At 70.6% G+C, this 24,614-nt stretch carries 24 protein-coding genes; 18 read left to right on the top strand and 6 right to left on the bottom strand.

All coding sequences use genetic code 11. The features are described 5' to 3' along the window. Nucleotides 1-14: 14 nt before the first annotated feature. The 3 genes from HD557_RS17180 to HD557_RS17170 all read left to right on the top strand — a co-directional run bounded on the left by HD557_RS17180 (nucleotide 15) and on the right by HD557_RS17170 (nucleotide 5,092). Nucleotides 15-1,199 (top strand): molybdopterin-dependent oxidoreductase, encoded by a 1,185-nt coding sequence (locus HD557_RS17180; protein ID WP_196874752.1) that lies wholly within the window; start codon nucleotides 15-17, stop codon nucleotides 1,197-1,199. A gap of 264 nt (nucleotides 1,200-1,463) precedes the next feature. After that, nucleotides 1,464-3,725, top strand: coding sequence for a polyribonucleotide nucleotidyltransferase (locus HD557_RS17175; protein ID WP_196874751.1), 2,262 nt, complete (start codon nucleotides 1,464-1,466; stop codon nucleotides 3,723-3,725). After that, nucleotides 3,722-5,092: a M16 family metallopeptidase gene (locus tag HD557_RS17170; protein ID WP_374221687.1), complete on the top strand. Its 1,371-nt coding sequence runs from the start codon at nucleotides 3,722-3,724 to the stop codon at nucleotides 5,090-5,092. Before HD557_RS17175 ends, HD557_RS17170 begins: the two co-directional genes overlap by 4 nt. 57 nt (nucleotides 5,093-5,149) lie before the next feature. Here HD557_RS17170 and HD557_RS17165 read toward each other — a convergent pair whose 3' ends face one another. Further along, complete coding sequence (locus HD557_RS17165; RefSeq protein ID WP_231380341.1) at nucleotides 5,150-5,617, bottom strand: class I SAM-dependent methyltransferase; 468 nt, start codon at nucleotides 5,615-5,617, stop codon at nucleotides 5,150-5,152. 159 nt (nucleotides 5,618-5,776) lie between these two features. Here HD557_RS17165 and dapB point away from each other — a divergent pair, with 159 nt between their 5' ends. Then, entirely contained in the window at nucleotides 5,777-6,520 is a 744-nt protein-coding gene (gene dapB / locus HD557_RS17160; RefSeq protein ID WP_196874750.1) for a 4-hydroxy-tetrahydrodipicolinate reductase, read from the top strand. 99 nt (nucleotides 6,521-6,619) lie between these two features. Here dapB and HD557_RS17155 read toward each other — a convergent pair whose 3' ends face one another. Then, nucleotides 6,620-7,204, bottom strand: coding sequence for a DUF3043 domain-containing protein (locus HD557_RS17155; RefSeq protein ID WP_008363194.1), 585 nt, complete (start codon nucleotides 7,202-7,204; stop codon nucleotides 6,620-6,622). A gap of 186 nt (nucleotides 7,205-7,390) precedes the next feature. Here HD557_RS17155 and HD557_RS17150 point away from each other — a divergent pair, with 186 nt between their 5' ends. The 12 genes from HD557_RS17150 to HD557_RS17095 all read left to right on the top strand — a co-directional run bounded on the left by HD557_RS17150 (nucleotide 7,391) and on the right by HD557_RS17095 (nucleotide 19,090). Beyond that, the gene (locus HD557_RS17150; RefSeq protein ID WP_196874749.1) at nucleotides 7,391-8,173 is read left to right on the top strand and encodes a PspA/IM30 family protein; all 783 of its coding nucleotides are present in this window, start codon (nucleotides 7,391-7,393) and stop codon (nucleotides 8,171-8,173) included. Further along, a complete protein-coding gene (gene pspAA, locus HD557_RS17145) occupies nucleotides 8,170-8,448 on the top strand; it encodes a PspA-associated protein PspAA (RefSeq protein ID WP_196874748.1) in 279 nt (92 codons plus the stop codon). The genes HD557_RS17150 and pspAA overlap by 4 nt, the downstream gene beginning before the upstream one ends. A gap of 5 nt (nucleotides 8,449-8,453) precedes the next feature. Continuing rightward, nucleotides 8,454-9,362, top strand: a complete 909-nt coding sequence (gene htpX / locus HD557_RS17140; protein ID WP_196874747.1) for a zinc metalloprotease HtpX — start codon at nucleotides 8,454-8,456, stop codon at nucleotides 9,360-9,362. 10 nt (nucleotides 9,363-9,372) lie between these two features. After that, nucleotides 9,373-9,960, top strand: coding sequence for a PspA-associated protein PspAB (pspAB, locus tag HD557_RS17135; RefSeq protein WP_008363187.1), 588 nt, complete (start codon nucleotides 9,373-9,375; stop codon nucleotides 9,958-9,960). Between the two features lie 16 nt (nucleotides 9,961-9,976). Beyond that, on the top strand, nucleotides 9,977-10,789 hold the full coding sequence (locus HD557_RS17130) for a class I SAM-dependent methyltransferase (protein WP_196874746.1): 813 nt from the start codon (nucleotides 9,977-9,979) through the stop codon (nucleotides 10,787-10,789). 69 nt (nucleotides 10,790-10,858) lie between these two features. Further along, nucleotides 10,859-12,136 carry an efflux RND transporter periplasmic adaptor subunit gene (locus HD557_RS17125; RefSeq protein WP_307785650.1) on the top strand — a complete coding sequence of 426 codons (1,278 nt, stop codon included), beginning with the start codon at nucleotides 10,859-10,861 and terminating at the stop codon, nucleotides 12,134-12,136. Continuing rightward, the gene (locus HD557_RS17120) at nucleotides 12,133-12,843 is read left to right on the top strand and encodes an ABC transporter ATP-binding protein (RefSeq protein WP_307785649.1); all 711 of its coding nucleotides are present in this window, start codon (nucleotides 12,133-12,135) and stop codon (nucleotides 12,841-12,843) included. The genes HD557_RS17125 and HD557_RS17120 overlap by 4 nt, the downstream gene beginning before the upstream one ends. A 56-nt stretch (nucleotides 12,844-12,899) precedes the next feature. Continuing rightward, nucleotides 12,900-14,129, top strand: coding sequence for an ABC transporter permease (locus HD557_RS17115; RefSeq protein WP_196874744.1), 1,230 nt, complete (start codon nucleotides 12,900-12,902; stop codon nucleotides 14,127-14,129). A gap of 31 nt (nucleotides 14,130-14,160) precedes the next feature. After that, nucleotides 14,161-15,003 carry a hypothetical protein gene (locus HD557_RS17110; RefSeq protein WP_196874743.1) on the top strand — a complete coding sequence of 281 codons (843 nt, stop codon included), beginning with the start codon at nucleotides 14,161-14,163 and terminating at the stop codon, nucleotides 15,001-15,003. 38 nt (nucleotides 15,004-15,041) lie between these two features. Next, nucleotides 15,042-16,892, top strand: coding sequence for an HlyD family efflux transporter periplasmic adaptor subunit (locus tag HD557_RS17105; RefSeq protein ID WP_196874742.1), 1,851 nt, complete (start codon nucleotides 15,042-15,044; stop codon nucleotides 16,890-16,892). 54 nt (nucleotides 16,893-16,946) lie between these two features. Continuing rightward, the gene (locus HD557_RS17100; protein WP_445321542.1) at nucleotides 16,947-17,672 is read left to right on the top strand and encodes a response regulator transcription factor; all 726 of its coding nucleotides are present in this window, start codon (nucleotides 16,947-16,949) and stop codon (nucleotides 17,670-17,672) included. Next, nucleotides 17,669-19,090 (top strand): sensor histidine kinase, encoded by a 1,422-nt coding sequence (locus tag HD557_RS17095; RefSeq protein ID WP_196874741.1) that lies wholly within the window; start codon nucleotides 17,669-17,671, stop codon nucleotides 19,088-19,090. Before HD557_RS17100 ends, HD557_RS17095 begins: the two co-directional genes overlap by 4 nt. An 86-nt stretch (nucleotides 19,091-19,176) precedes the next feature. Here the strand turns inward: HD557_RS17095 and nadA are convergent, their stop codons facing one another. Both nadA and HD557_RS28770 read right to left on the bottom strand, forming a co-directional pair. Then, nucleotides 19,177-20,349, bottom strand: a complete 1,173-nt coding sequence (gene nadA / locus HD557_RS17090; protein ID WP_008363175.1) for a quinolinate synthase NadA — start codon at nucleotides 20,347-20,349, stop codon at nucleotides 19,177-19,179. Between the two features lie 76 nt (nucleotides 20,350-20,425). Continuing rightward, the gene (locus HD557_RS28770) at nucleotides 20,426-21,475 is read right to left on the bottom strand and encodes a DUF695 domain-containing protein (RefSeq protein ID WP_196874740.1); all 1,050 of its coding nucleotides are present in this window, start codon (nucleotides 21,473-21,475) and stop codon (nucleotides 20,426-20,428) included. A gap of 94 nt (nucleotides 21,476-21,569) precedes the next feature. Here HD557_RS28770 and HD557_RS17080 point away from each other — a divergent pair, with 94 nt between their 5' ends. Together HD557_RS17080 and erpA are read left to right on the top strand one after the other, a co-directional pair. After that, complete coding sequence (locus HD557_RS17080; RefSeq protein WP_196874739.1) at nucleotides 21,570-22,655, top strand: glycerate kinase family protein; 1,086 nt, start codon at nucleotides 21,570-21,572, stop codon at nucleotides 22,653-22,655. A 64-nt stretch (nucleotides 22,656-22,719) separates the two neighbouring features. Then, entirely contained in the window at nucleotides 22,720-23,073 is a 354-nt protein-coding gene (gene erpA, locus HD557_RS17075; RefSeq protein ID WP_008363173.1) for an iron-sulfur cluster insertion protein ErpA, read from the top strand. Nucleotides 23,074-23,158: 85 nt separating this feature from the next. Here the strand turns inward: erpA and HD557_RS17070 are convergent, their stop codons facing one another. Together HD557_RS17070 and HD557_RS17065 are read right to left on the bottom strand one after the other, a co-directional pair. After that, complete coding sequence (locus HD557_RS17070) at nucleotides 23,159-23,611, bottom strand: hypothetical protein (RefSeq protein WP_196874738.1); 453 nt, start codon at nucleotides 23,609-23,611, stop codon at nucleotides 23,159-23,161. Between the two features lie 18 nt (nucleotides 23,612-23,629). Continuing rightward, nucleotides 23,630-24,571 (bottom strand): MFS transporter, encoded by a 942-nt coding sequence (locus tag HD557_RS17065; RefSeq protein WP_196874737.1) that lies wholly within the window; start codon nucleotides 24,569-24,571, stop codon nucleotides 23,630-23,632. Nucleotides 24,572-24,614 lie beyond the last annotated feature (43 nt).

Below are 24,614 nucleotides of genomic sequence, written 5' to 3'. Positions count from 1 at the left end.
GTTAATATCCGGACATGACGCCCCCAGGTCTGAACCGACGTACGTTCCTCACCACCGCTGCGCTCGGGGCGGCCTCCGTGGGCGCTACCCAGGTGACTGACTCGGTCGTCGCCGGTGCGGCGGCGGGTGCGCCAGCGATCCTCAAGCCGTTGCCCGCGGAGCGGTTCATCGACTACGGCACCAACGCCGAGACCCGGTGGGACTCGGTCGACCCGCGCCGCTACCTGACCCCGCAGGCCGACCTGTTCGTGCGCAACCACACCGCGACCCCGCGGATCGACCCCGAGACGTACGAGCTGGAGATCTTCGGCGACGGCCTGCGCGATCCCGCCGGTGTGAAGCTCACCCTCGACGACCTCAAGGCCTTCCGGCACGTCGAGACGACCTCCGTCCACGAGTGCACCGGCAACGGCCGCAGCTTCTTCACCACCCAGCAGGGCCAGGAGGTCAGCGGCACGAAGTGGACGCTCGGTGCGGTGGGGGCGGTCCGCTGGAAGGGCGTACGCCTCCAGGACGTGCTCACCGCCGTCGGCGTCCGCCGCGACGCGGTCTCGGTGCAGGCGACCGGGCTGGACGCCAGCTATGTGGACAAGGGCGTCGACTACGGCCGGGTGCGCCGGCCGTTCCCGATCGAGAAGGCCTACGACGACGCCCTGCTCGTGTGGGGAGCCAACGGCGAGGCGCTGCTGCCCGACCACGGCTTCCCGCTGCGCCTGCTGCTGCCGGGCTGGATCGGGATCGCGTCGATCAAGTGGCTCGGCTCGCTGGAGGTGTCCACGAGCGTGCTGACCTCGCCGTGGGACACCAAGTGGTACAACGTCGACGGTCCGCTGACCGTCAACCCTGTCCGCTCCGCCCTCGAGCTGGCGTGGAACGCGCAGATCCCGGCGGGGGAGCGGATCGTGCTCAGCGGCCGGTCCTGGTCCGGCGCGGCGCCGATCGCGCGGGTCGAGATCAGCACCGACGGCGGCGAGACCTGGGCGCCCGCGATCCCGCACGCGCCGGGCCGCCCCACCGGCGGCCACGGTCTCGGGTGGGCGCAGTGGGACTTCACCTGGCGCGACCCCGCGCCGGGGACCTACGAGATCCTCGTCCGGGCCACCGACCGCGCCGGCCGCACCCAGCCCGACGTCGCCGCTCACAACCCCGGCGGCTACTTCTTCGACGCCGTCGTGCGGCACCCGGTCACCGTCGTGTGAGACGCGAGAGGGGCGCGCGTTCCACGTTTCGGGCGGTCGGCGGATAGGCTGGACCGAGAGTGCTACGGCCACCGGCCGGCGTACGAAGAAAAATGATCATCACCAGGAGCGGCCCGCCCGTCCGGCTCGGTCCTCGGTAGTGACTCCCAGATCTCGGCACGTGCCGAGAAGGCTGAGGGTCTCGATCGAAGACCGGCCCTGTGCGCAGTGAACGCACACGCCCGGCGCGGGGGCGCTCCGCGACAAAGACTAAGGACGAATTCCTTGACCGAACCAGTCATCACTGCCGTCGAGACCACCATCGACAACGGCAAGTTCGGCACCCGCACCGTCAAGTTCGAGACCGGGCTGCTCGCCCGCCAGGCCGCGGGTTCCGTGACCGCCTACCTCGACGACGAGACGATGCTGCTGTCGGCGACCACCGTCTCCAAGCAGCCGAAGGACCACTTCGACTTCTTCCCGCTCACCATCGACGTGGAGGAGCGGATGTACGCCGCGGGCAAGATCCCCGGCTCCTTCTTCCGTTCCGAGGGTCGCCCGGGTGAGGACGCGATCCTCACCTGCCGCCTGATCGACCGCCCGCTGCGCCCGACCTTCAAGAAGGGTCTGCGCAACGAGGTCCAGGTCGTCATCACCGTCATGGCGCTCGACCCCGACCAGCCCTACGACGTGCTCGCGATCAACGCCGCGTCGATGTCCACCCAGCTCTCCGGCCTGCCGTTCTCCGGCCCGGTCGGCGGCGTGCGCGTCGCCCTGATCGAGGGCCAGTGGGTCGCCTTCCCGACCCACAGCCAGCTCGAGAACGCCGTCTTCGACATGGTCGTGGCCGGCCGCGTCACCGAGACCGGCGACGTCGCCATCATGATGGTCGAGGCCGAGTCCACCGAGCAGACCTGGGACCTGGTCCAGTCCGGTGCCCAGGCGCCGACCGAGCCGATCGTGGCCGGTGGCCTCGACGCCGCCAAGCCGTTCATCAAGCAGCTGGTCGAGGCTCAGGCCGAGCTGGCCAAGCAGGCCGCCAAGCCGGTGCAGGAGTACCCGATCTTCCTGGACTACCAGGACGACGTCTACGAGGCCGTCGAGGCCACCGTCGGCGCCGACGTCACCGACCTCTACAGCGTCAAGGGCTCGCGCGAGCGCGTCCTGTCCAAGCTGGAGCGCGAGGAGGAGGGCGACCGGATCAAGCTCGCCCTGCTCGAGAAGATCGGCGCCCAGTTCGAGGGTCGCGAAGGCGAGATCGGTGCGGCGTACAAGGCCCTCACCAAGAAGGCCATCCGCACCCAGGTCCTGCGCGACAAGGTCCGCATCGACGGTCGCGGCCTGGCCGACATCCGTCCGCTGCACTCCGAGGTCGGCGTGATCCCGCGGGTCCACGGCTCGGCGCTCTTCGAGCGCGGCGAGACCCAGATCCTGGGTGTCACCACCCTCGACATGCTCAAGATGGAGCAGCAGCTCGACACGCTCTCCCCGGAGAAGCACCGTCGCTACATGCACAAGTACATCTTCCCGCCGTTCTCCACCGGTGAGACCGGCCGGGTGGGCTCGCCCAAGCGCCGCGAGGTCGGCCACGGTGCGCTCGCCCGCCGCGCGCTCCTGCCGGTGCTCCCGAGCCGCGAGGAGTTCCCCTACGCGATCCGCCAGCTCTCCGAGGCGATGGGCTCCAACGGCTCCACCTCGATGGGCTCGGTCTGCGCCTCGACGATGTCGCTGCTCAACGCCGGTGTCCCGCTGAAGGCCCCGGTCGCCGGTATCGCGATGGGTCTGATCTCCGGTGAGATCGACGGCGAGACCAAGTACGTCGCGCTCACCGACATCCTCGGTGCCGAGGACGCCTTCGGCGACATGGACTTCAAGGTCGCCGGCACCTCGGAGTTCGTGACCGCGCTGCAGCTCGACACCAAGCTGGACGGCATCCCGGCCGAGGTCCTCGCCCAGGCCCTCAACCAGGCCAAGGACGCGCGTACGACCATCCTGGACGTCATGCACGAGGCCATCGGCGGCGTCGAGGAGATGGCTCCGACCGCTCCGCGGATCATCACCGTGAAGGTCCCCGTGGACAAGATCGGCGAGGTCATCGGCCCGAAGGGCAAGGTGATCAACCAGATCCAGGAGGACACCGGCGCCCAGATCTCCATCGAGGACGACGGCACGGTGCTCATCGGTGCGACCGACGGCGCTGCCGCCGAGGCCGCCCGGGCGGCGGTCAACGCGATCGCCAACCCGACCATGCCCGAGGTCGGCGAGCGCTACCTCGGCACGGTCGTGAAGACGACCAACTTCGGTGCCTTCGTCGCCCTGCTCCCGGGCAAGGACGGCCTGCTCCACATCACCAAGCTGCGCGCCCTCAACGGCGGCAAGCGGGTGGAGTCGGTCGAGGACGTCGTCGAGGTCGGCCAGAAGATCCAGGTCGAGATCGCCGAGATCGACGACCGCGGCAAGCTCTCGCTCGCCCCGGTGCTCGAGGAGGAGGCTCCCGCCGAGGAGACTCCGGCCGAGACCGCCACCGAGGCCGCAGACGAGGAGTGACCTTGGCGTCACGCACCACCTGGGGGACCGGTCGACACATGGGTGTCGGCCGGTCCTCCGGCTATAACCAGGAGCCCGGCACCACCGTCACGCTCGAGCAGACCGAGGTCAACGGGGCGGTGACGTCGCTGGTGCGCCGCACGGTCCACCCCTCGGGCCTGCGGATCGTGACCGAGCAGATGGCCGGGGTCCGCTCGGCGGCCATCGGCGTCTTCATTGGCGTCGGGTCCCGGGACGAGACCGCACGTCAGCACGGCTGCTCCCACTTCCTCGAGCACCTGCTGTTCAAGGGCACCCCGTCGCGTACGGCCTTGGAGATCTCCTCCTCGATGGACCGCGTCGGCGGCGAGTTCAACGCCTACACCGCCAAGGAGTACACCTGCTTCCATGCGCGGGTGCTCGACGTCGACCTGCCCCTGGCGATCGACGTCGTCGGCGACATGCTGACCTCCTCGCTGATCACCGCCGAGGACGTGGAGGCCGAGCGTGACGTGATCCTCGACGAGATCGCCATGCACGACGACGACCCCGACGACGTGATCCACAACCTCGTCGCCGCCCAGGCGTGGGGCGCCGAGACACCGCTCGGGCGGGGCATCGCCGGCACCGAGGCCTCGATCACCGCGCTGACCCGCGAGGAGATCGACGACTTCTACCGGGAGCACTACGCGGCGCCCAGGATGGTCGTCTCGGTCGCCGGCAACGTCGAGCACGACGAGGTCGTGGCGATGGTCGAGAAGGCGTTCTCCGGGTCGGGCTTCCTGACCGGCGCGGCCGCGCCCGTGCCTCCCCGCGAGGGTTCCCCGCTGGAGGTCGTGGCCGGCGAGATCAGCGCCCAGCGCCCGCTGGAGCAGGTCAACGTGATCCTGGCCCGCGAGGGCCTGCAGCGCGGCGACGATCGCCGCTTCGCCTTCGAGGTGGTCAACACCGCCGTCGGCGGGGCGACCTCCTCGCGGCTCTTCCAGGAGGTCCGCGAGCACCGGGGCCTGGCCTACTCGGTCTACTCCTACGCCTACAGCCACGCCGAGACGGGTCTCTTCGGGGTCCAGGTCGGCTGCCTGCCGGCCAAGCTCGACGAGGTCCTCGAGGTCGTACGCTCCGAGCTGGCCGCCGTCGCCCGCGACGGCATCACCGCCGAGGAGCTCGAGCTCGGCAAGGGCCAGCTGCGCGGCGGACTGGTGCTGGGCCTGGAGGACTCGGCCTCCCGGATGTCCCGCATCGGCCGTGCCGAGCTGGTCCACCGCGAGCTCTACTCGATCGACGAGGTCCTGGCGCGCATCGACGCGGTCACCCTGGAGGACTGTCGCGAGGTCGCCGCCGAGATCCTCTCCCGGCCCGAGATCCTCGCTGTCGTGGGACCGGCCTGAGCGCCGAGTCGGCTCGTCAGGACGAGCCGACTCCGCGTGATCTGGGTCGGCGGCGGCTCACCGCTTACCGATGATCCCGACCGCGGCCGGGACCTTGGAGTCGACGATGGAGACCCGGAAGCCGGCGTCGGCCAGAGCCTTGCTCGACTTCTCGATCATCTCGGGGACCTGCTCGCGCTGGGTGGCCTCGTAGAAGAGGTTGACGGTGCCGCCGGGGAGGACGCGCTCGTGGAGCAGCGCGATCTCGGCGGATGCGTCACGCACCCAGAACAGGTTGACGTTGAACGCGAAGACCTTCGTCAGCCGCTTGACCGGCACCCGCAGCGTCGCGAGGTCGATCTGGCGAACCGTGAGGCGTCCTGCCTCCAGGTATTTCGCGCAGCGTCGCTTCGTACGATCGACACCCGACTCCGAGCGGTCGATCGCAAACAGCTTTCCGGTCTCCAGCCGGCTACAGATCAGCTCGGCACCAGCCCCCGGACCGCAGCCGATCTCAAGGACATGATCGTTCGGTTGAATGTCCATGAAGTCAACGGCCCAACGGATCCGAGCAGGGATCGTCTGCACCACCATGGGTCCAAGACTGCCAGATCCTTCTACGGTTGTGCGCACGACCCTCGCCGGACAGTGTTCACCGGATGCTGGTAGATCGTTGCTGCAGCGTGATCTATAGGGTTGGGCCCCATGACTAAGGTGGCTGTTCTCGGTGCACGTGGCAAGCTCGGTTCGGCGGTCTGCGATGCCGTCGAGTCCGCCGACGACCTCGAGCTCGTGGCGCGGATCGGCCGCGGCGACGAGCTGTCGACGATCACCGACGTCGGCGCCGAGGTGGCCGTCGACGTCACCACCCTCGAGGCGGTGATGGGCAACGCCGAGTTCTGCCTGTCCCACGGCGTGCACACGGTCATCGGCACCTCGGGCTTCGGACCCGACCGCGTCGAGCAGCTCGAGACCTGGCTGGCGAAGGCGCCGGGCGTCGGCGCGATGGTGGTGCCCAACTTCTCGGTCGGTGCCGTGCTGATGATGCGGTTCGCCGAGCTCGCCGCGGCCCACTTCCCGTCGGTGGAGATCGTCGAGACCCACCACGAGCGGAAGGCCGACGCTCCCTCCGGTACGGCACGCAGGACCGCCGAGCTCGTCGCTGCGGCGCGCCGGGAGGCCGGCGTGGGCCCGGCGCCCGACGCGACCACCTCGGCGCTCGACGGCGCCCGTGGCGCCTCCGTGGAGGGCATCCCGGTCCACTCGCTGCGGATGTCCGGGTCGGTCGCCCACCAGGAGGTCGTCCTCGGCGGCGTCGGCGAGCTCCTGACCATCCGCCACGACTCGCTCTCCCACGCCTCCTTCGCCCACGGCGTGCTCGCCGCGATCCGCGGCATCGGCTCGCGGCCGGGCCTCACCATCGGCCTCGAGGACGTCCTCGGACTCTGAAGCCTCGCCGAGTCCGCACCTGTGGGCGCCAAGAATGCAGTTGTGGCGGACGAAACGCTAGTTTCGTCCGCCACAACTGCATTCTCGGCGCGGTGTGCCTCAGCGGTAGTCGTCGGGGAGCTGGGTGCCGATCTTGACCTGCGGCTTGGGCAGGCGCAGCGGACGAAGCTGGATGGCCCGCATGATCGCGTAGTAGGTGGTGCCCTTGAGGTCGTTGTCGGGGAACCGGCGCTTGAGCTCCTTGCGGAGGAGGAAGCGCAGCGCGATCAGGTTGACGATCACGGTGGCCATCACGACGAGGGTGAAGAGCTGGGAGTACATCGCGAGCTCGAGGCTGACGTAGGGCACCACCAGCGCGATGATCAGCACCGGGAGCACGATCTCGGCGAAGGTGAACCGGGCGTCGATCCAGTCGCGGATGAACCGCTTGACCGGGCCCTTGTCGCGCAGCGGCAGGTAGCGCTCGTCGCCGGTCTTCATCGCCTGGCGCATCTTGTCGCCCTGCTCGGCGCGCTGGGCGCGGTTGGCGGCGCTGATCTCCTTGCGCGTACGCGGCTGCTTGAGGCGCGCCTTGCGAGCTGCCTCCGCTTCCTTGCGCGTGGGGGTCGGACGACCCTTGCCGGTCTCCTTGACCGGGCTCTCGGGCTCGACGACCTGCGGGGCGGGGGACTTACGACCGAACAACTTAAGTGACCTCTTACCTGTTGGCTGGGACACACACAGGATATCCCGAGCGGCCTTGACAGCGAGTTTTGTGGACCCGACCTAAGGTGAGAGGCAACACTTGTCCTAGGACACGAGAGTCCAGCGGCAAGCGACGACGCGGGGCGGCCGGCGGTCGGCCGCATATGAGAGGCGTAAAGGGAACCGATGAGTGTGATGAAGCGGCTGAGCCTGGTCTTCAAGGCGAAGGCAAACAAGGCGCTCGACAAGGCCGAGGACCCACGGGAGGTGCTCGACTACAGCTACCAGAAGCAGCTTCAGATGCTGCAGCAGGTCCGCCGCGGCGTCGCGGACGTCGCGACCAGCCGCAAGCGCGTCGAGCTGCAGATCAACGGGCTCAAGCAGCAGTCCGACAAGCTCACCGGACAGGCCCAGAAGGCCATCGAGATGAACCGCGAGGATCTCGCTCGCGAGGCGCTGACCCGCAAGTCGGGGCTGACCAGCCAGATCAACGATCTCAACACGCAGCTCGCCACTCTCCAGGGTGAGGAGGAGAAGCTCACCCTCGCCCAGCAGCGGCTGCAGGCCAAGGTGGAGGCCTTCCGCACCAAGAAGGAGACCATCAAGGCGACCTACACCGCCGCCGAGGCGCAGACCCGGATCAACGAGGCCGTCTCCGGCATCGGTGAGGAGATGGGCGACATCGGCCTGGCGATGCAGCGGGCCGAGGACAAGACCCTCGAGATGCAGGCCCGTGCCGGTGCCGTCGACGAGCTGCTCGCCTCGGGCGCCCTCGACGACCTCACCGCCGGACCGTCCGACGACATCACCCGTCAGCTCGACGCGCTCAGCTCGACCAACGACGTCGAGGCCGAGCTCGCCGCGCTCAAGGGCCTCAGCGCTCCGCAGCAGACGCAGGCGCTGCCGGCCGCCGACGCCAACGCGCCGGTGATCGACGTGGAGTCGACCGAGAAGAAGGCCGAGCAGTGATCGTCCGCATCCTGGGTGAGGGGCAGTACGACGTCGACGACGCCGCCGTCGACAAGCTCAACGAGCTCGACGCCGCCGTCGAGGCTGCCTGCCAGGGCACCGACGAGGCCGTCTTCGAAGAGGCTCTCACCGCGCTGCTCGACAGCGTCCGTTCGCTCGGGACCGCCCACCCGGTCGACGCGATCGACTCCTCCGACCTGATCCTCCCCGGACCCGGCTCCACGCTCGCCGAGGTCTCCGAGATGCTCGGCGACGAGGGCCTCATCCCCGGCTGAGCAGCATGTCACGCTTCCAGGGTGATGCCGGGCTGACCGTCCGGATGACCACGGTGATGTTCCTGCTCGGCGCGCTGTTCGTCGGGCTCGTCGTGGCGCTGATGTTCGTGCTGCCTGCGCAGTGGGCGCCGATCATCGGCATCGTCGGGCTCGGCATCGCCTGGTGGCAGTGGTACTCCTCCGACACCCTCGCGATGCGCGCGATGCGCGCGCGAGAGGTGGCGGCCGAAGAGGCACCCGAGCTGCACGCGATGATCGACCGGCTGTGCGCCCTGGCCGACATGCCGAAGCCGCGGGTCGGGATCGCCTACACCGACATGCCCAACGCCTTCGCCACCGGCCGCTCGCCGAAGCGGTCCGTGGTCGTGGTGACCACCGGCATCATGCAGCGGCTGAGCGCCGAGGAGCTCGAGGGCGTGATCGCCCACGAGCTCTCCCACGTCGCCCACCGCGACGTGCTGGTGATGACGGTCGCCTCCTCGGCCGGCATCGTGGCCGGCATGCTGAGCCGCGGCTCGCAGTACGGTGCGTACGCCGGTGGCGGCCGCCGCGACAACAACAACGGTCTTCCGGTGTGGCTGGTGGTGCTGCTGGTCTCGCTCGCCGTCTACGCCGTGTCCTGGCTGCTGCTGCGGATGCTGTCGCGCTATCGCGAGCTCGCCGCCGACCGGGCCGGCGCACAACTGACCATGAAGCCGGCCGCACTGGCCAGCGCGCTGCAGAAGATCACCGGCGAGATCTCCGCGATCCCGAGCCGGGACCTGCGGTCCTCGCAGGCGCTGAACGCGTTCTTCATCGCGCCGGCGATCAGCGGCCAGTCGCTGCGTACGCTGACCTCGACGCATCCGTCGCTGGAGCAGCGGCTGGAGCAACTCGCCCGGATCGAGGCCGAGCTGGGCCGTCCGGCGCAGTAGGGTCGCCCTCGTGGGCTTCTGGGACGTCATCACAGGTCGTACGCGACCGAAGCAGGCCAACCTCGACGCGCTGTTCGCGGTGCCGACGGCCGCGCTCACCATGCAGACCTCGCTCGGGCTGGTCCCGACCGGCGACGGCGCGGTCTGCTACCGGGCCGCCGCCGGGGCCGGGTTCGCCGGCACCCAGAACGACGTCGTGGAGCTGCTCGGCGCCTCCGAGAACGCGCCGAAGGTGACCACGAGCGTCGACGAGTTCGGCTTCACCTGGCTCAGTGTCGACCGCGAGCCGCTGGACCCGGACAACCCCGACATCACCGGCCTGGTCACCGACCTGCACGCGGTCAACACGACGCTGGAGATGAACGGCTTCGGCCCCGGACTGCTGTGCTCCCTGATCACCTTCGAAGGCGCCGACGGGCGCCGCGTCGGCCTGATCTACCTCTACAAGCAGGGCACTTTCTACCCCTTCGTCCCGACCGGTCCGCAGCAGCGCGACAACCTCCTCGAGATCAACGTCCGCACCGCGATCGAGGGCGACCTCCCGGTCGAGAAGGATCTGTCCCGCTGGCTCGCCGTCTGGGGCGCCCCCGGGCTCTGACCGACCGGAGGTCGACATGGAACGGGCACGGAGCTTCGGCGCGGTCGCGGAGGACTACGAGCGCTACCGTCCCGGCTACCCCGAGAGCCTGGTCGCGCTGGTGACCGAGGTCGCCGACGGGCCGGTGCGCCGGGCGATCGAGATCGGTGCCGGCACCGGGAAGGCCACCCGGACGTTCGCGGGCGCCGGGATCGAGGTGCTCGCGACCGACCCCGACGCCGAGATGCTCGCCGTCCTCCGCCGCGAGTGCGCCGGCCTGCCGGTGACCACCGCGCGGGCCGCTCTGGAGGACCTCGACCCGGCCGACCACCAACCGTTCGACCTTCTCTACGCGGCCGCGGCCTGGCACTGGACCGCGCCGGTGACCCGGTGGGACCTTGCCACCGCGCTGGTCCGCGCCGGGGGAGCGGTGGCCTTCTTCGGCGGTCCCTTCGAGCTCGCCGACGACGAGGTCGCGGGCATCGAGAAGGAGCTGATCGCGGCGTACGCCCCGGAGGGCCGTCACCTGCCGCCGCCGTCCCCGGCGGATGCGCCGATGCTGTTCCCCGGGGACGAGATGCTGGCCGACGACCGGCTGAGCGACGTACGCCAGCGGGAGGTGCCGCGCCGGTTCAGCCTCGCCCGCGACGACTACGTGCGCCACCTCGACACCATCTCCGCGATCCGGATCCTCCCGGCCGACGACCGGGCCGCGCTCTTCGCCGACCTGGCCCGAGGCCTTCCCGAGAGGGTGGAGGTGCGTGCGGACCTGATGCTCCACACCGCCCGTCGGGTCGGCGACGTACGGGATTCACAGTCTCCCCACAGCCGGGGCCGACCTCCCGCATAGCCGGGTTCACCACAGTCCTCTCGTCAGACCCTCCGGCGCCCCGCCGGGGCGTACGAGAGAGGCAGTGTGGTGCGCAAGAGACTCACGGAGCGGTGGCGGAGGCTGGGGCGGACGGCCCGGATCCTGCTCGCCGCCGGGGTGGCGGCAGTGGTGGTCGGTGGCGGAGCGGGCGCCTGGGCGCTCACCCGCGAGGACACCGGGCAGACGCAGTCGATGCAGGTCCAGGCCACGTCGGGAACGGTGAAGGAGACGGTGTCGGCCAGCGGCACCGTGGAGGCGGCCGAGACCGCCGACCTGACCTTCCAGGTCTCGGGCACCGTGACGAAGGTGCACGTCGCGGAGGGCGACGTGGTCAAGAAGGGTCAGGCGCTCGCCGAGGTCGACGACGAGTCGCTGATCGCCTCCCGCACCGCGGCGAAGTCCGCGCTGGCCGCCGCCGAGGAACAGTACGAGACCGACCAGGACTCGGGTGCCTCCGACGTACAGCTCGCCGCCGACGAGGCCGCCGTGGTCTCTGCCGAGGCCGATCTGGACAGCGCCCGCGAGGCGGTGGAGGACGCCGTGCTGCGCTCCACCATCTCCGGCACCGTGACGGCGTTCGACATCGAGGTCGGCGACACCGTCGGCTCCGGCTCCTCATCCTCCAGCAGCAGCTCAGGCTCGGGCGACAGCGCTGCGGGAGGCGGCGGGAGCATGCCCGGAGACTCGGGATCGGACTCCTCGAGCGACTCCAGCTCAAGCGACTCCAGCGGCACCGTCACGGTCGTGTCCACCGACTCGTTCGTGGTCGAGGCGACCGTGAGCGCCGATGACGCGGCGAAGGTGAAGAAGGGTCTCCAGGCCACGCTCACCCTCAACGGAGCCGAGGAGGACATCTTCGGCACCGTCTCCACCGTCGGGAAGGTGGCCGAGTCGAGCTCGACCGGCGCCGCGGTCTTCCCGGTGACCATCGCGGTCACCGGCGAGGTCGAGGACGTCTATCCCGGCACCAGCGTCACCGCCGCGATCACGGTCAAGCAGCGCGAGAACGTGCTCACCGTCAACAGCGCGGCCATCCAGACCGAGGGCGACAAGACGTACGTCGACAAGGTCGTCGACGGGAAGGCGGTCAGGACCGAGGTGACGATCGGCGAGGTGTACGGCGCCACGACCGAGATCACCAAGGGCCTCGAGGACGGCGACAGCGTCGAGATGCAGGGGTTCACCAGGCCCACCGGCGGTGGTGGCGGTGACGAGGGTGGCCAGCGTGGCCAGGGCGGCTTCCCGGGTGGCGGAGAGCTCCCTGAGGGCTTCCAGGGCGGCGGCGCCTTTCCCGGTGGCGGCTTCCCGGGCGGCGGTGGCCAGTGAGCACGCTCTCCGAGACCACCGGCGCCGTGGTGTCGCTGGACGGCGTACGCAAGACCTACCACTCCGGGTCGATCGAGTTCGAGGCCCTGCGCGGGGTCGACATGCGGATCACGGCAGGGGAGTACGTCGCCGTGGTCGGGCCGTCAGGCTCGGGAAAGTCGACCCTGATGAACATCCTCGGCTGCCTCGACGTACCGACGCAGGGGAGCTACCACCTCGGCGGCGAGGACGTCTCCACGATGTCGGAGACCGAGCTCGCCCATGTCCGCAACCGCCGGATCGGCTTCGTGTTCCAGCAGTTCAACCTGCTGCCGAGCCTTGCGGCCTGGCGCAACGTCGAGCTGCCGCTGGTGTACGCCGGCATGGGCAGGGCCGAGCGGCACGAGCGCGCCGTCGAGGCACTGACGAGGGTCGGCCTCGGCGACCGGGTCGACAACCGGCCCGGTGAGCTCTCCGGAGGCCAGCAGCAGCGGGTCGCGGTGGCCCGGGCGCTGGTCACCGAGCCGGACATCATCCTGGCCGACGAGCCCACCGGAAACCTCGACTCGGGCTCGACCACGGCCGTGCTCGGGCTGCTCGACGAGCTCCACGACAGCGGCCGCACGATCGTGCTCATCACTCACGAGCACGACGTCGCGGCCCGGGCGAGCCGCAACCTGACCATCCGTGACGGCCTGATCACCGCCGACGACCTGGTGGGGGCGTGATGAGGGCGGCTAGGCGACGTCGCGACGCGTCGGGCACTGCGCGCGCGGCGACGGGGATGAGCTGGGCCGAGACCTTCCGCACGGCCTGGGACGCGGTCCGCTCCCACCGGCTGCGGTCGGTGCTGACCATGCTCGGCATCGTGATCGGCATCGCCTCGGTCATCCTCACCGTCGGCCTGGGCCAGGGTGCCCAGGACCAGGTGAAGTCGCAGATCAGCGCACTGGGCAGCAATCTGCTGATCGTCTCCCCGGGCAGCACGACCAGCTCCGAGGGCGTACGCGGTGGGTTCGGGTCGGCGTCCACGCTGACCCTCCAGGACGCTGATGCCATCGCGGACGACGAGGCCGCACCGGACGTGAAGGGGGTCGCGCCGGTGACCTCCTCCAACGCCCAGCTCGACACCAGCACGACCAACTGGACCACCTCGCTCGTGGGGGCGACGACCTCCTGGCCAGAGGTGCGCAAGCGGGAGCTCTCCTCGGGACGCTTCTTCACCTCCCAGGAGGTCGCTCAGGGCGCGAAGGTGGTCGTGCTCGGGCCCGACACCGCCTCGGAGCTGTTCAGCGGGCCGGCCAACCCGGTCGGACAGACCGTGAGCGTCGGCGGCACCCAGCTGACCGTGATCGGCGTGCTCGCCTCGAGCGGATCCTCCTCGTCGGGTTCGACCGAGGACGACACCGCCGTCACCCCCATCAGCACCGCGAAGGCCCTGACCGGCTCCTCCAGCTCGAGCGTCTCGACGATCTATGTGGAGGCCGCCTCGGAGGACGGCCTCTCGGCTGCGTACCAGGAGATCAACGCGCTGTTGCTCAACCTGCACGACGTGAGCGCGGCCGACGCCGACTTCACGATCTCGTCGCAGGACTCGCTGGTCGAGACCGCCAACGCGACCAACGAGACCCTCACGGTCCTGCTCGGCGGCATCGCGGCGATCTCGCTCCTCGTCGGTGGCATCGGCGTCATGAACATCATGCTCGTCTCCGTCACCGAGCGGATCCGCGAGATCGGGTTGCGCAAGGCGCTCGGCGCCACGCCGGCGGTGATCCGCAACCAGTTCCTGGTCGAGGCGTCCCTTCTCGGCCTGGCAGGTGGCGTGGTCGGCATCATCATCGCCTCCCTCGGCGCGTGGGGTCTGCCGGACCTGATCGACCAGCCGGTCTCGCTCTCCCTGGTGGCCACCGCGGCCGCCTTGGCCACCTCCCTCGCGCTCGGCATCGGCTTCGGGGTCTACCCCGCGACCCGTGCCGCTCGCCTGACCCCGATCGACGCACTCCGCAGCGAGTGACGCACCCGTCTCGACGTACGAAGGAACTCTTGTGAAGCGCATCTGTTTGGCAGCCATCGCCGTGGGCGGGCTGTTCATGTTCACCGCCTGCGGCTCCGACGACACGGCTCAGGACGCTCCCGCGGGCGACAGCCAGGGGGCCGGTCAGCAGGGCGGCGGACAGCGCGGCGGCATGCCAGGAGCCACCGGGAAGATCGCTGCGGCCGACGGCTCCACCATCCAGGTCCAGGGCAGCGACAGCCAGACCGCGGTGACCTACACCGACAAGACCGCGATCAGTCAGCAGGTCACCGGAAGCGTCGCCGACGTCAGGGCCGGAGTGTGCGTGGTGGTCACCCCGGCCGACGGTTCGGAGAGCTCCGAGACCGCCGTGACCGCGGGCTCGATCCGGGTCACGGAGAAGACCGACGGATCCTGCCAGGGCGGCTTCGGCGGCGGCCGTCCGTCGGGGATGCCGTCTGGCATCCCCGAGGGGGAGATGCCCTCGGGTGCGCCGGAGGGCGGGATGCCCTCAGGCGGCCCGGGAGGCGGTGGCGGGTTCGGCACCTCGGGTGAGGTGACCGCCGTCTCCGGCGACACGATCACGGTCGCCGCGACGAGGTTCGACCCGCAGGCCGAGGAGGGTGTTGACCCCGAGACCACGACGGTGACCGTGACCACCACCGGCGAGACCACGGTGACGGCCACCGAGACGGCCGACGCCACCGCGCTGAGCATCGGCCGCTGCGTCACGGCCAGCGGCACCGCCGATGACACCGGCGCGGTGAGCGCCGAGCGGATCGAGGTCTCCGACGCGGTCGACGGGGAGTGTTCCCCCGGCTTCGGGCGCGGTGGGTTCCCGGGCGGCGGCTCGCAGGACGGGGCGTCGTCGTGAGGCGGCCGGCTGCACGCTGGGTCAGAGCCACGTCGGGGGTGGCGACCCTGGCCGTCCTCGCCGGCTGCGGCTACGTGGCGTACGCCGCCTCGACGGACCCCGCCGACGGCTACCGTCTCGCGTCGGCCTCGACCGGCGACGTCGAGCAGACCCTCTCGCTCACCGGGACGGTCGCGCCGAACGGCCGTGCTGATCTCAGCTTCGGTACCAGTGGCACCGTGGCCTCGGTCGTCGAGGAGGGCACCACGGTCAAGAAGGGACAGGTCCTGGCCATGCTCGACACGAGCTCGCTGAAGAAGAGCCTCAAGACGGCCAAGGCCTCCCTCGCCTCCGCCAAGGCGCAGCTGGAGTCCGACAAGGAGGCCCAGGCCTCCGGCTCCACGTCGTCCTCATCCTCGAGCACGGCCACCGAGTCGAGCACCACGACGTCCGACTCGTCGGGCGGTGTGATCGCGGCCGTCTTCACCGGCACCACCGGCACCGTGACGGCGGTCAGCGACAGCGACGTCGTCACGCAGATCAAGGCGCTGCAGACCGAGGTCACCGACGCCCAGACCTCGGTCTCCACGGCCGAGGGCGAGCTCGAGGACGCGCAGACCGACCTGTCCGCCGCCATCGACAAGCTCTCCGCGCTCGTCTCGGGTGGCGGCACGCTCGACGACGGTGGCGCCCTCGCCCAAGCGCTGAACGATGCCAAGGCCAGCTGCACCTCGACCGACGAAGGCTCCTCGGAGAGGTGCACCGGCAACCTGGACGACGCGCTCGCCGCCCAGGGTTCGGCCAAGGGCAGCGTGCAGGATGCGATCGGTCAGCTCAGCTCCGCGCAGGAAGCCGTCGGCCGCGCCAAGGAGGCGCTCTCGGGCGCGAAGGGAACACTCTCCACCGCGATCGATGATCTCGACGCCTTGCTCGCCTCGGCCTCGGCCGGAGGGTCCTCGGGCGGCGGCACCGGAGGCGGCACCGGCGGAACCCCCGAGGGAGGTGGCAAGCCGGGTGGATCGCCAGGCGGCTCCGGAGGGGAGATGCCCGAAGGCGCCGGCGGCGGCAGCATCGAAGGTCAGAGCGGCGCGGGTACGCAGCCGGAGGGCATGACGGGTCAGGGCAGCGCGGAGAGCGGCTCCGGTGGCGCCGTGGGCGGCGCCGGCCAGTCGGTCACGGCGGCGACGATCGCCCAGGACCAGGCCGAGATCGACCGGGCAAAGGTCGACGTCATCGACGCCAAGGCAGCGCTGGCGGCCGCCGTGATCAAGGCGCCCGCGGCCGGCACGGTCGCCGCTGTGGACGTCACCGAAGGGTCCTCGGTGAGCGCCGGTGCCGCCGCGGTCACCGTGATCGCCGCAGGCCTGACGAGCGTCGAGCTCGAGGTCACGAGCGCGCAGCTGAGCAAGCTGCAGGCGGGGCAGACGGCCACGGTCTCGCCGGCCGGTGCCGACAAGGACCTGCCCGGCAAGGTCACCCTGCTCGGCAAGGTGCCGGACACGTCCTCGGGCAGCAGCACCTTCTCGGTGACCGTGACGCTCGACGAGGAGGGACTGGATCTGCTCGCCGGCAACACCGCGACGGTGGAGGTCGTCCTGGGGTCCGCCGAGGACGTACTCACCGTTCCGGCCTCCGCCGTCTCCGACGGAACCGTGACCGTTCTCGACAAGGACGGGAACCCGCAGAGGGTACGCGTCACCACCGGGCTCACGGGCAGGACCACGGTCGAGGTGACCGAAGGGATCGACGCGGGCGACGAGATCGTGCTGGCCGACCTCTCGACCGCGCTGCCGACCACCGACGACTCCTCCGACGGCGGTGATGGTGCGTTCACCAACGTGGGCGGTTCCGGTGGATTCCCAGGCGGCGGGGGAGGTGGGTTCCCGGCCGGCGGTCCTCCGTCCAGATGACACGCACAGGAGCCACACAGGATTCACACAGCCTCTCGGGGCACCATGAGTGACATGACCGCTGCCGCCTCCGACATGACCCGCCTCGACGGGTCGCCCCTTCGTGTTCTCGTCGTGGACGACGAGGTCAACATCGCCGAGCTGATCATGATGGCGCTGCGCTACGAGGGCTGGGAGGTGGCGGCGGCACACACCGGCACCAAGGCGGTCAGCGCCGCCCGCGACTTCACTCCCGACGCGATCGTGCTCGACTGGATGCTGCCCGACTTCGACGGCCTCGAGGTCCTGCGCCGCGTACGGTCCACCAATCCGGCCGTACCCGTCCTCTTCCTCACCGCCAAGGACGCCGTCGAGGACCGGGTGGCCGGGCTGACCGCGGGCGGCGACGACTACGTGACCAAGCCGTTCTCGCTGGAGGAGCTCGTCGCGCGCCTGCGCGCCCTGATGCGTCGGGCCGGCGCGACCCGGATCGAGGAGCACTCCGTGATCCACGTCGGGGACCTGACGATGGACGAGGACTCCCGGGAGGTGCGCCGGGCGGGGGAGGAGATCAGCCTCACCGCGACGGAGTTCGAGCTGCTCCGCTTCCTGATGCGCAACCCGCGCCGGGTGCTGTCCAAGGCCCAGATCCTCGACCGGGTCTGGTCCTACGACTTCGGCGGTCAGGCCAACGTCGTCGAGCTCTACATCTCCTACCTGCGCAAGAAGATCGACGCCGGCCGGGAGCCGATGATCCACACCATGCGGGGCGCGGGCTATGTGCTGAAGGCCGCTGAGTGAGCCGGCTGAAGCGGCTGGTCGCGCCGCTCATCTCGCGGCTGGTCATCACCGCGGTCGCCCTGGTGCTGGTCGTCTCGCTGCTGATCGCCACCTTCGCCACGATCGCGCTGCGCCAGACGCTGATGGAGCGTCTCGACCGGGACGTGCACGACATGGCGCGCGGCGTCGCGGGCCCGGGCCCAGGCCCCGGCACCGACCTCAACTTCGGGCCGGACTCGGTCCTGGCGGCCTTTCCCGAGAACGGTCAGCCCCAAGGCAACCTCGGCAACTTCAACCCCGACCAGATGGAGTCCCTCAGCTCCGCCGACCTGGATCTGCTGGCCGAGGTACGTGTCGACGCACGCCCCCATGACGTCGAGCTGCCCGATCGCGGCACCTACCGCGTGATCGCCCAATCAGGGTTCAACCGCAACCTGGGCCAGACGGTGGTCGTCGTCACCGGACGTTCGACCAACGAGGTCGAGAACACCATCGACAGCCTGGTCTACTGGGAGGCCCTGCTGACCCTGCTGGGTGTCCTGGGCGCCGCGGGCGCGGGCTACCTCGTCGTACGCCGCCAGCTCAGCCCGCTGCGCGAGGTCGCCGCCACCGCGCACACCGTCGCCAGGCTCCCGCTCTCCTCGGGCGAGGTCTCGGTGACCGAGCGGGTCCCCGAGCGGCTCACCGACGAGGACACCGAGGTCGGCCAGGTCGGCGCCGCGCTCAACTCGCTGCTCGACCACGTCGAGACCTCGCTGGCCGAGCGTCACCGCAGCGAGCAGCAGGTACGCCAGTTCGTCGCCGACGCCTCCCACGAGCTGCGCACGCCGCTGACCACCATCCGCGGCTACACCGAGCTCGCCCAGCAGCGGCCCGAGGCGGTCCCGACGGCGCTCGGCAAAGTGGAGGAGGAGTCGCTGCGGATGACCGCGCTGGTCGAGGACCTGCTCCTGCTCGCGCGTCTCGACCAGGGCCGCCCGTTGGCGCGCGACTCCGTCGACCTGACCCGGCTGCTCCTGGAGGCCGTCGACGACGCCCGGGTCGTCGACCCGTCACACACCTGGCGGCTCGAGCTGCCCGCCGACGCCGACTCCGGCGAGGCCGAGGTGATCGTCACCGGCGACGCCCAGCGGCTCCACCAGGTGATCAGCAACCTGCTCACCAACGAGCGGCGGCACACGCCGGCCGGCACCACGGTCACGGTCCGCGTACGTCCTGATGGTTTCGACGTCCACGACGACGGCCCCGGCTTCCCGCCCGCCCTGGCCCCGCACGCCTTCGAGCGCTTCACCCGGGCCGACGAGGCTCGCCAGCGCGACGGTGGCGCCGGGCTCGGGCTGGCCCTCGTCCACGCGATCGTCACCTCCCACGGCGGCACCGTGAGACTGACCAGCGTCCCCGGCGACACCACCATCGCCGTACGTCTCCCCGTCAGCTGACCGCAGCCGAGGCGTCACGCACGTCGGCCGAGGTGGCACACCGGTGCCACCTCGGCCGACGTAGCCGACGCCTCGGCTGGAAGGGGTCAGTCGTCCTGAGTCTTGCCCGGGAGATCGAGCATCCGCTGGAGGGCGAGCTTGGCGTAGTGCTCGGTCTCGGCGTCGACCTCGATCCGGTTGACGACCTGTCCCTCGACGAGCGACTCGAGCGCCCAGACGAAGTGGGGGAGGTCGATGCGGTTCATCGTCGAGCAGTAGCAGACGGTGCGGTCGAGGAAGACGATCCGCTTGTCGGGGTGGGCGGCGGCCAGGCGCTTGACCAGGTTGAGCTCGGTGCCGATCGCCCAGGCGGAGCCGGCAGGAGCGGCCTCGATGGTGTTGATGATGAACTCGGTCGAGCCGACCAGGTCGGCCTTGAGGACGACCTCGTGCTGGCACTCCGGGTGGACCAGGATCTGCACACCCGGGATCTCGGCGCGCAGGTCGTCGATGGTGTCGGGGGAGAAGCGGCCGTGGACCGAGCAGTGGCCCTTCCACAGGATCACCTTCGCCGCCCGCAGCTCCTCGGCAGATACGCCGCCGCCGGGCTTGAGCGGGTCCCAGACCACGCAGTCGTCCAGCGACATACCGAGCTTCAGGACCGCGGTGTTGCGGCCGAGGTGCTGGTCGGGGAAGAAGAGGACCTTGGCGTCGTCCTTCTGCTCGAAGGCCCACTCCAGGACGGCCTGCGCGTTGGAGGAGGTGCACACGACGCCGTCGTGGCGGCCGCAGAACGCCTTGATGTCGGCCGAGGAGTTCATGTAGGTCACCGGCACGACCTGCTCGGCCACACCCGCCTCCGAGAGGGCCTCCCAGGCCTTCTCGACCTGGCCCAGCCGCGCCATGTCGGCCATCGAGCAGCCGGCGGCGAGGTCGGGGAGGATGACCGCCTGCGACGGTGAGGTCAGGATGTCGGCCGACTCGGCCATGAAGTGCACACCGCAGAAGACGATGTACTCCGCGTCCGGCCGGGCGGCCGCGTCGCGCGCGAGCTTGAAGGAGTCCCCGGTCACGTCAGCGAACTGGATGACCTCGTCGCGCTGGTAGTGGTGTCCGAGGACGAACACCTTCTCGCCCAGCTTCTCCTTGGCGGCGAGAGCGCGCTTGACCAGGTCGGGGTCGGAGGCGGCCGGCAGGTCGCCGGGGCACTCGACGCCACGCTCGGAGTTCAGGTCGGTGCCGCGCCCCAGGGGGAGCAGCGGGAGGTCGACAGTCGTCATGATGACGATAATACATGTCGAGGGTTCGATGGCCCGGTGGCGTGGGTCACATGGTGGTACTCGCCGCGGGCCCGGCTCAGGCGCGCAGCGGCCGGACGGCGTCCCAGGCCGGGTCGGTGTCGACCCGGGTGACGACGTCGCCGTGGGCCCAGCCGTCGACCGTCTCCTCCAGCCGCTGCGGGGCCGAGGTGGTGGGATCGACGTAGGCGTGGAGGAGGCGTACGCCGTTGGTGGTCTCGTGGGCCACGACCCGGCCGTCGGGGCCGAGGGTCGAGGCGAGCCGGTCCTCGAGCTGCCCGAGCTCGCACAGGGCGTCGGCGGAGGGGAGGCCCCGCTCGGCGAAGCCGATGTAGGGCACCATCACGCCGACGTGGTGGGTCAGGTTGGGTGCCGTCACCGGGTGCAGCGGCACCACCGCGCTCGCGATCACCGGACCCTGGGGGCTCTCCCCGTGGAGCAGCACCCAGGCCGGGTTGCCGTCGGGGTCGACGTACTCCTTGCGGAGGTTCCTCACCGCGGCGCGCAGCCCGTCGAGGCCGAAGCCGTCACGGGGGCGGGCGGTGGTGGTCTCGACCTCACCGATCCACAGCTCGGTGCTGGACTCGCCCAGTGTGGTGTCCAGGGCGTGGAAGGCGACCTGGAGACGGGCTTCCTCGGTGAGGTCGGGGAAGGCCGGGTGGAAGAGCGTGAGGTCGAAGTGGGCGCCCTTCTGCCGGGCACCGACCAGCACGTCGGCGAGCCGGATCGCGTCGCCACCGGGGGTGGTGAGCACGGCCTCGACCGGATCGTCGACCGGTGGGCGCTGGTCGCTGAACTCCCAGGGCGAGACGCCGTCGGGCTCGGGTGCGGCAAGCAGCCAGCGGCGCGCGAGCGCGCGATGGTCCGGGTTGCCTCCCGCCGAGACGACCAGCAGCCGTCCGCCCAGGGGTCCGGGGCCGACCTCCCAGCTCAGGCCCGCCTCCATCGCGTCGACCCGCCGGGCCAGCAGGGCCACCAGGGCGTCCTGGTCGTCGGCGTCGAGCGCGGCGCCGCACGCCAGCGCACCCTTCTGCGCCCACCAGGTCCAGAAGGCGCTGATCCGCCTGCTCTCTGAGTCCCTGGCCTCGCGTCGCCCGAAGATCCGCACGAAACGACCTTAACGCGACGCATGCGCATTGGTTACGACATCGATAACGGTCCTCGGGCACCCGGCGACGTCCGGCCGCGGGTAGGTTTCGGCCATGCGAGTGCTGATCGCCCCCGACAAGTACGCCGGCACGCTCACCGCCTCCCAGGCGGCCTCCGCGATCGCGGAGGGGTGGCGGCGTACGGCCCCGCGAGACGAGCTCTCGCTGGCTCCGATGGCCGACGGAGGACCGGGATTCCTCGAGCTGCTCCGCGACGTCCTCGGCGGTGACCTGCGCGAGGTCGAGGTCAGGGGGCCGCACGGCGAGTCGGTGTCGGCGCAGGTCCTGGTCGTGGGCGAGACCGCCTACGTCGAGTCGGCCCAGGCCGCCGGCCTGCACCTGACCGGCGGGAAGGGGGCCGAGCAGGCGACCTCGTACGGCGTGGGGCAGCTGCTCCTCGCCGCCCGCGACGCCGGGGCGAGCACCGTCGTGGTCGGGCTCGGCGGCTCGGGCACCAGCGACGGGGGAGCGGGGCTGCTGGCCGCGCTGGGCGCCACCGCCGACCGGCCGCTCGATGCCGGTGTCGCCGGGCTGGAGGGCATCACCGAGGTCACGCTGCCCGAGCCGCTCGGCCTCGACATCGTCATCGCCAGCGACGTGGACAATCCGCTGACCGGGCTCTTCGGCGCGGTCAAGGTCTACGGCGCGCAGAAGGGGCTGGCCGAGGAGACCATGCCCCGTTGGGACGGAGCGCTGCAGGACCTGGCCGCCGCGACCTCCCGCAAGACCGCGACCGAGAAGGGTGCGGGCGCGGCCGGCGGGATGGGGTTCGCGCTGCTGCTTCTCGGCGCCACCCGCCGGCCGGGGTTCGACGTCGTCGCCGACCTGCTGGGGCTGCCCGAGCTGGCCTCGCGGGCCGACCTGGTGATCACCGGCGAGGGGTCCTTCGACCCGCAGAGTGCCGCCGGAAAGGTGCCGGCCGGGGTGGCCAGGCTCGCCGAGCAGGCGCTGCGGCCCTGCATCGTGCTGGCCGGGAAGGTCAGCATGAGCGGTCGGGAGATGCGTACGCTCGGCATCGACGCCGCCTACTCGCTCGTCGACAGCGTCGGCGAGGAGCGCGCGCTGGGCCAGGCGTACGAATCCCTGGTCCAGGTCGCCGCCAGGGTCGCCCGGACGTGGTCCGCCGACCACCGGGAATAACCGAGGATGTGCGACGATTGACCCAGAGACACAACCCGCACCCACGCACAGGGAGCCCAGCTACATGACCGAGCAGACGACCGAACGCCGCGCCGACTCCATCAACCTGAGCGACGTTGCCGCCGCGAAGGTGAAGAGCCTCCTGGAGCAGGAAGGCCGCGACGACCTGAGCCTGCGCATCTCCGTGCAGCCTGGTGGCTGCTCCGGCCTGCGCTACCAGCTCTTCTTCGACGAGCGCACCCTCGACGGTGACGTCGTCACCGACTTCGACGGTGTCTCCGTCGTCGTCGACCGGATGAGCGTCCCTTACCTCAACGGCGCGATGATCGACTTCGTGGACAGCATCGAGAAGCAGGGGTTCACCATCGACAACCCCAACGCCACCGGCTCCTGCGCCTGTGGTGACTCGTTCCACTGAGTCAGCACCACTGAGCATCGACGCGAGCGCCCCCGTCCGGTTCGGACGGGGGCGCTCGTGCGTTCTACGACGCTCGGGATGACGCTCAGGTGGTCACCGGCGCCGGCCGGCGGCCGGCGAACGCCGGCGTCGTCAGCGCCAGCAGGAGGAGCACGAGCCCGAAGGCCGTGGAGGCGAGCATCGCGGCCTCCATCGCCGGCTCGATGCCGTCCCCGGCGCGACTGGTGAACACGGCGGTGAGCGTCGCGACGCCGATCGCGCCACCGAGCTGTTGCATCGACTGGAACAGCCCCGCCGCGGCACCGGAGTCCTCGCCTCCCGCCGCCATGATCGCGGCGCTGGCCGGGGTGAAGAAGAACGGCGCGGTGAAGCCGAAGACGAAGCACGGCACCAGGACGCCGGCCCACAGCGGCGCATCGGCGGCCAGCAGCGCGAAGGCGACCAGCCCCGCCAAGCCGAGGAGGATTCCGAGGGTGATCGTCCCGCGGTCCCCGATGCGGGCCACCAGGGCCGGCACGAGGCGGGCGCCGAGGATCACCGATGCTCCCCACGGCAGTTAGGCCAGCCCTGCCTCGAGCGCGTCGAAGTGACGTACGTCCTGCAGGAAGAGCACCGAGAAGGTGAAGAACCCGATCATCATCGCCGGGACCAGGAGCATGCCCGCATACGGGACGGCGCGGCGGGTGCCCGCGAGCAGGCGCAGCGGCACGACCGGGTGCGCTGCGCGCGACTCCACGGCGATCAGCGCGACAAGCGCGAGCAGCGCGAGAGCCAGGGAGCCGAGCACGACCGGGTCGTCCCAGCCCTCTTGGCCCGCTCGGGTGAGCCCGTGCACCAGGGAGACCATCGTGACGGCGGAGGTGATCGCACCGGGGATGTCCAGGCGCCCGGGCATCCGGTCGGCCTCCCGTACGAAGGCCATGGTGCCCGCGATGACCGCGACCCCGACGGGCACGTTGATCAGCATCACCCAGCGCCAGTCCAGGAGCACGGTCAGTACGCCACCGGCGACCAGGCCCAGGCAGCTGCCGAGGCTGGAGCCGATGATGAACCACGACATCCCGCGCAGCCGTTGTGGGCCTTCGTCGGTGTTCGCAACGAGCAGCACCATGATCGCCGGCCCGGCGAGCGCCGCGCCGATGCCCTGCACGGCCCGCGCCGCGATCAGCAGCTCACCGGAGGGGGCCAGCCCGCCGGCTGCCGAGGCGATCACGAAGATCGCCGCGCCCACCAGGAGCACGCGGCGGGGGCCGAACATCATCCCGAGCCGCCCGCTGACCAGGAGGAAGCCCGCGAACGCCAGCGCGTAGGCGGAGACGACCCACGACAGGCCGACCGCGCCGAGCCTGAACTCGTCGCGGATGTAGGGCAGCGCGACGGTGACGATCACGCCGTCGACCATCAGCATCAGCTGGCAGGTCACCACCGCCGCCACCGCCCACCCTCCGCCGCGGGCACCGGCCCCCCTGTCGGTCCGTGCCTCGTGAAGCTCTGTCATGTCTGCGTACCTCGCTATCATCGGAACCAGGGAGACTCCCCGG

This window comes from Nocardioides luteus, from assembly GCF_015752315.1.
Lineage (GTDB): Bacteria > Actinomycetota > Actinomycetes > Propionibacteriales > Nocardioidaceae > Nocardioides.
The sequence above is the reverse complement of the archived record's forward strand: the minus strand, read 5'-3'. Positions and strand labels throughout refer to the sequence as shown.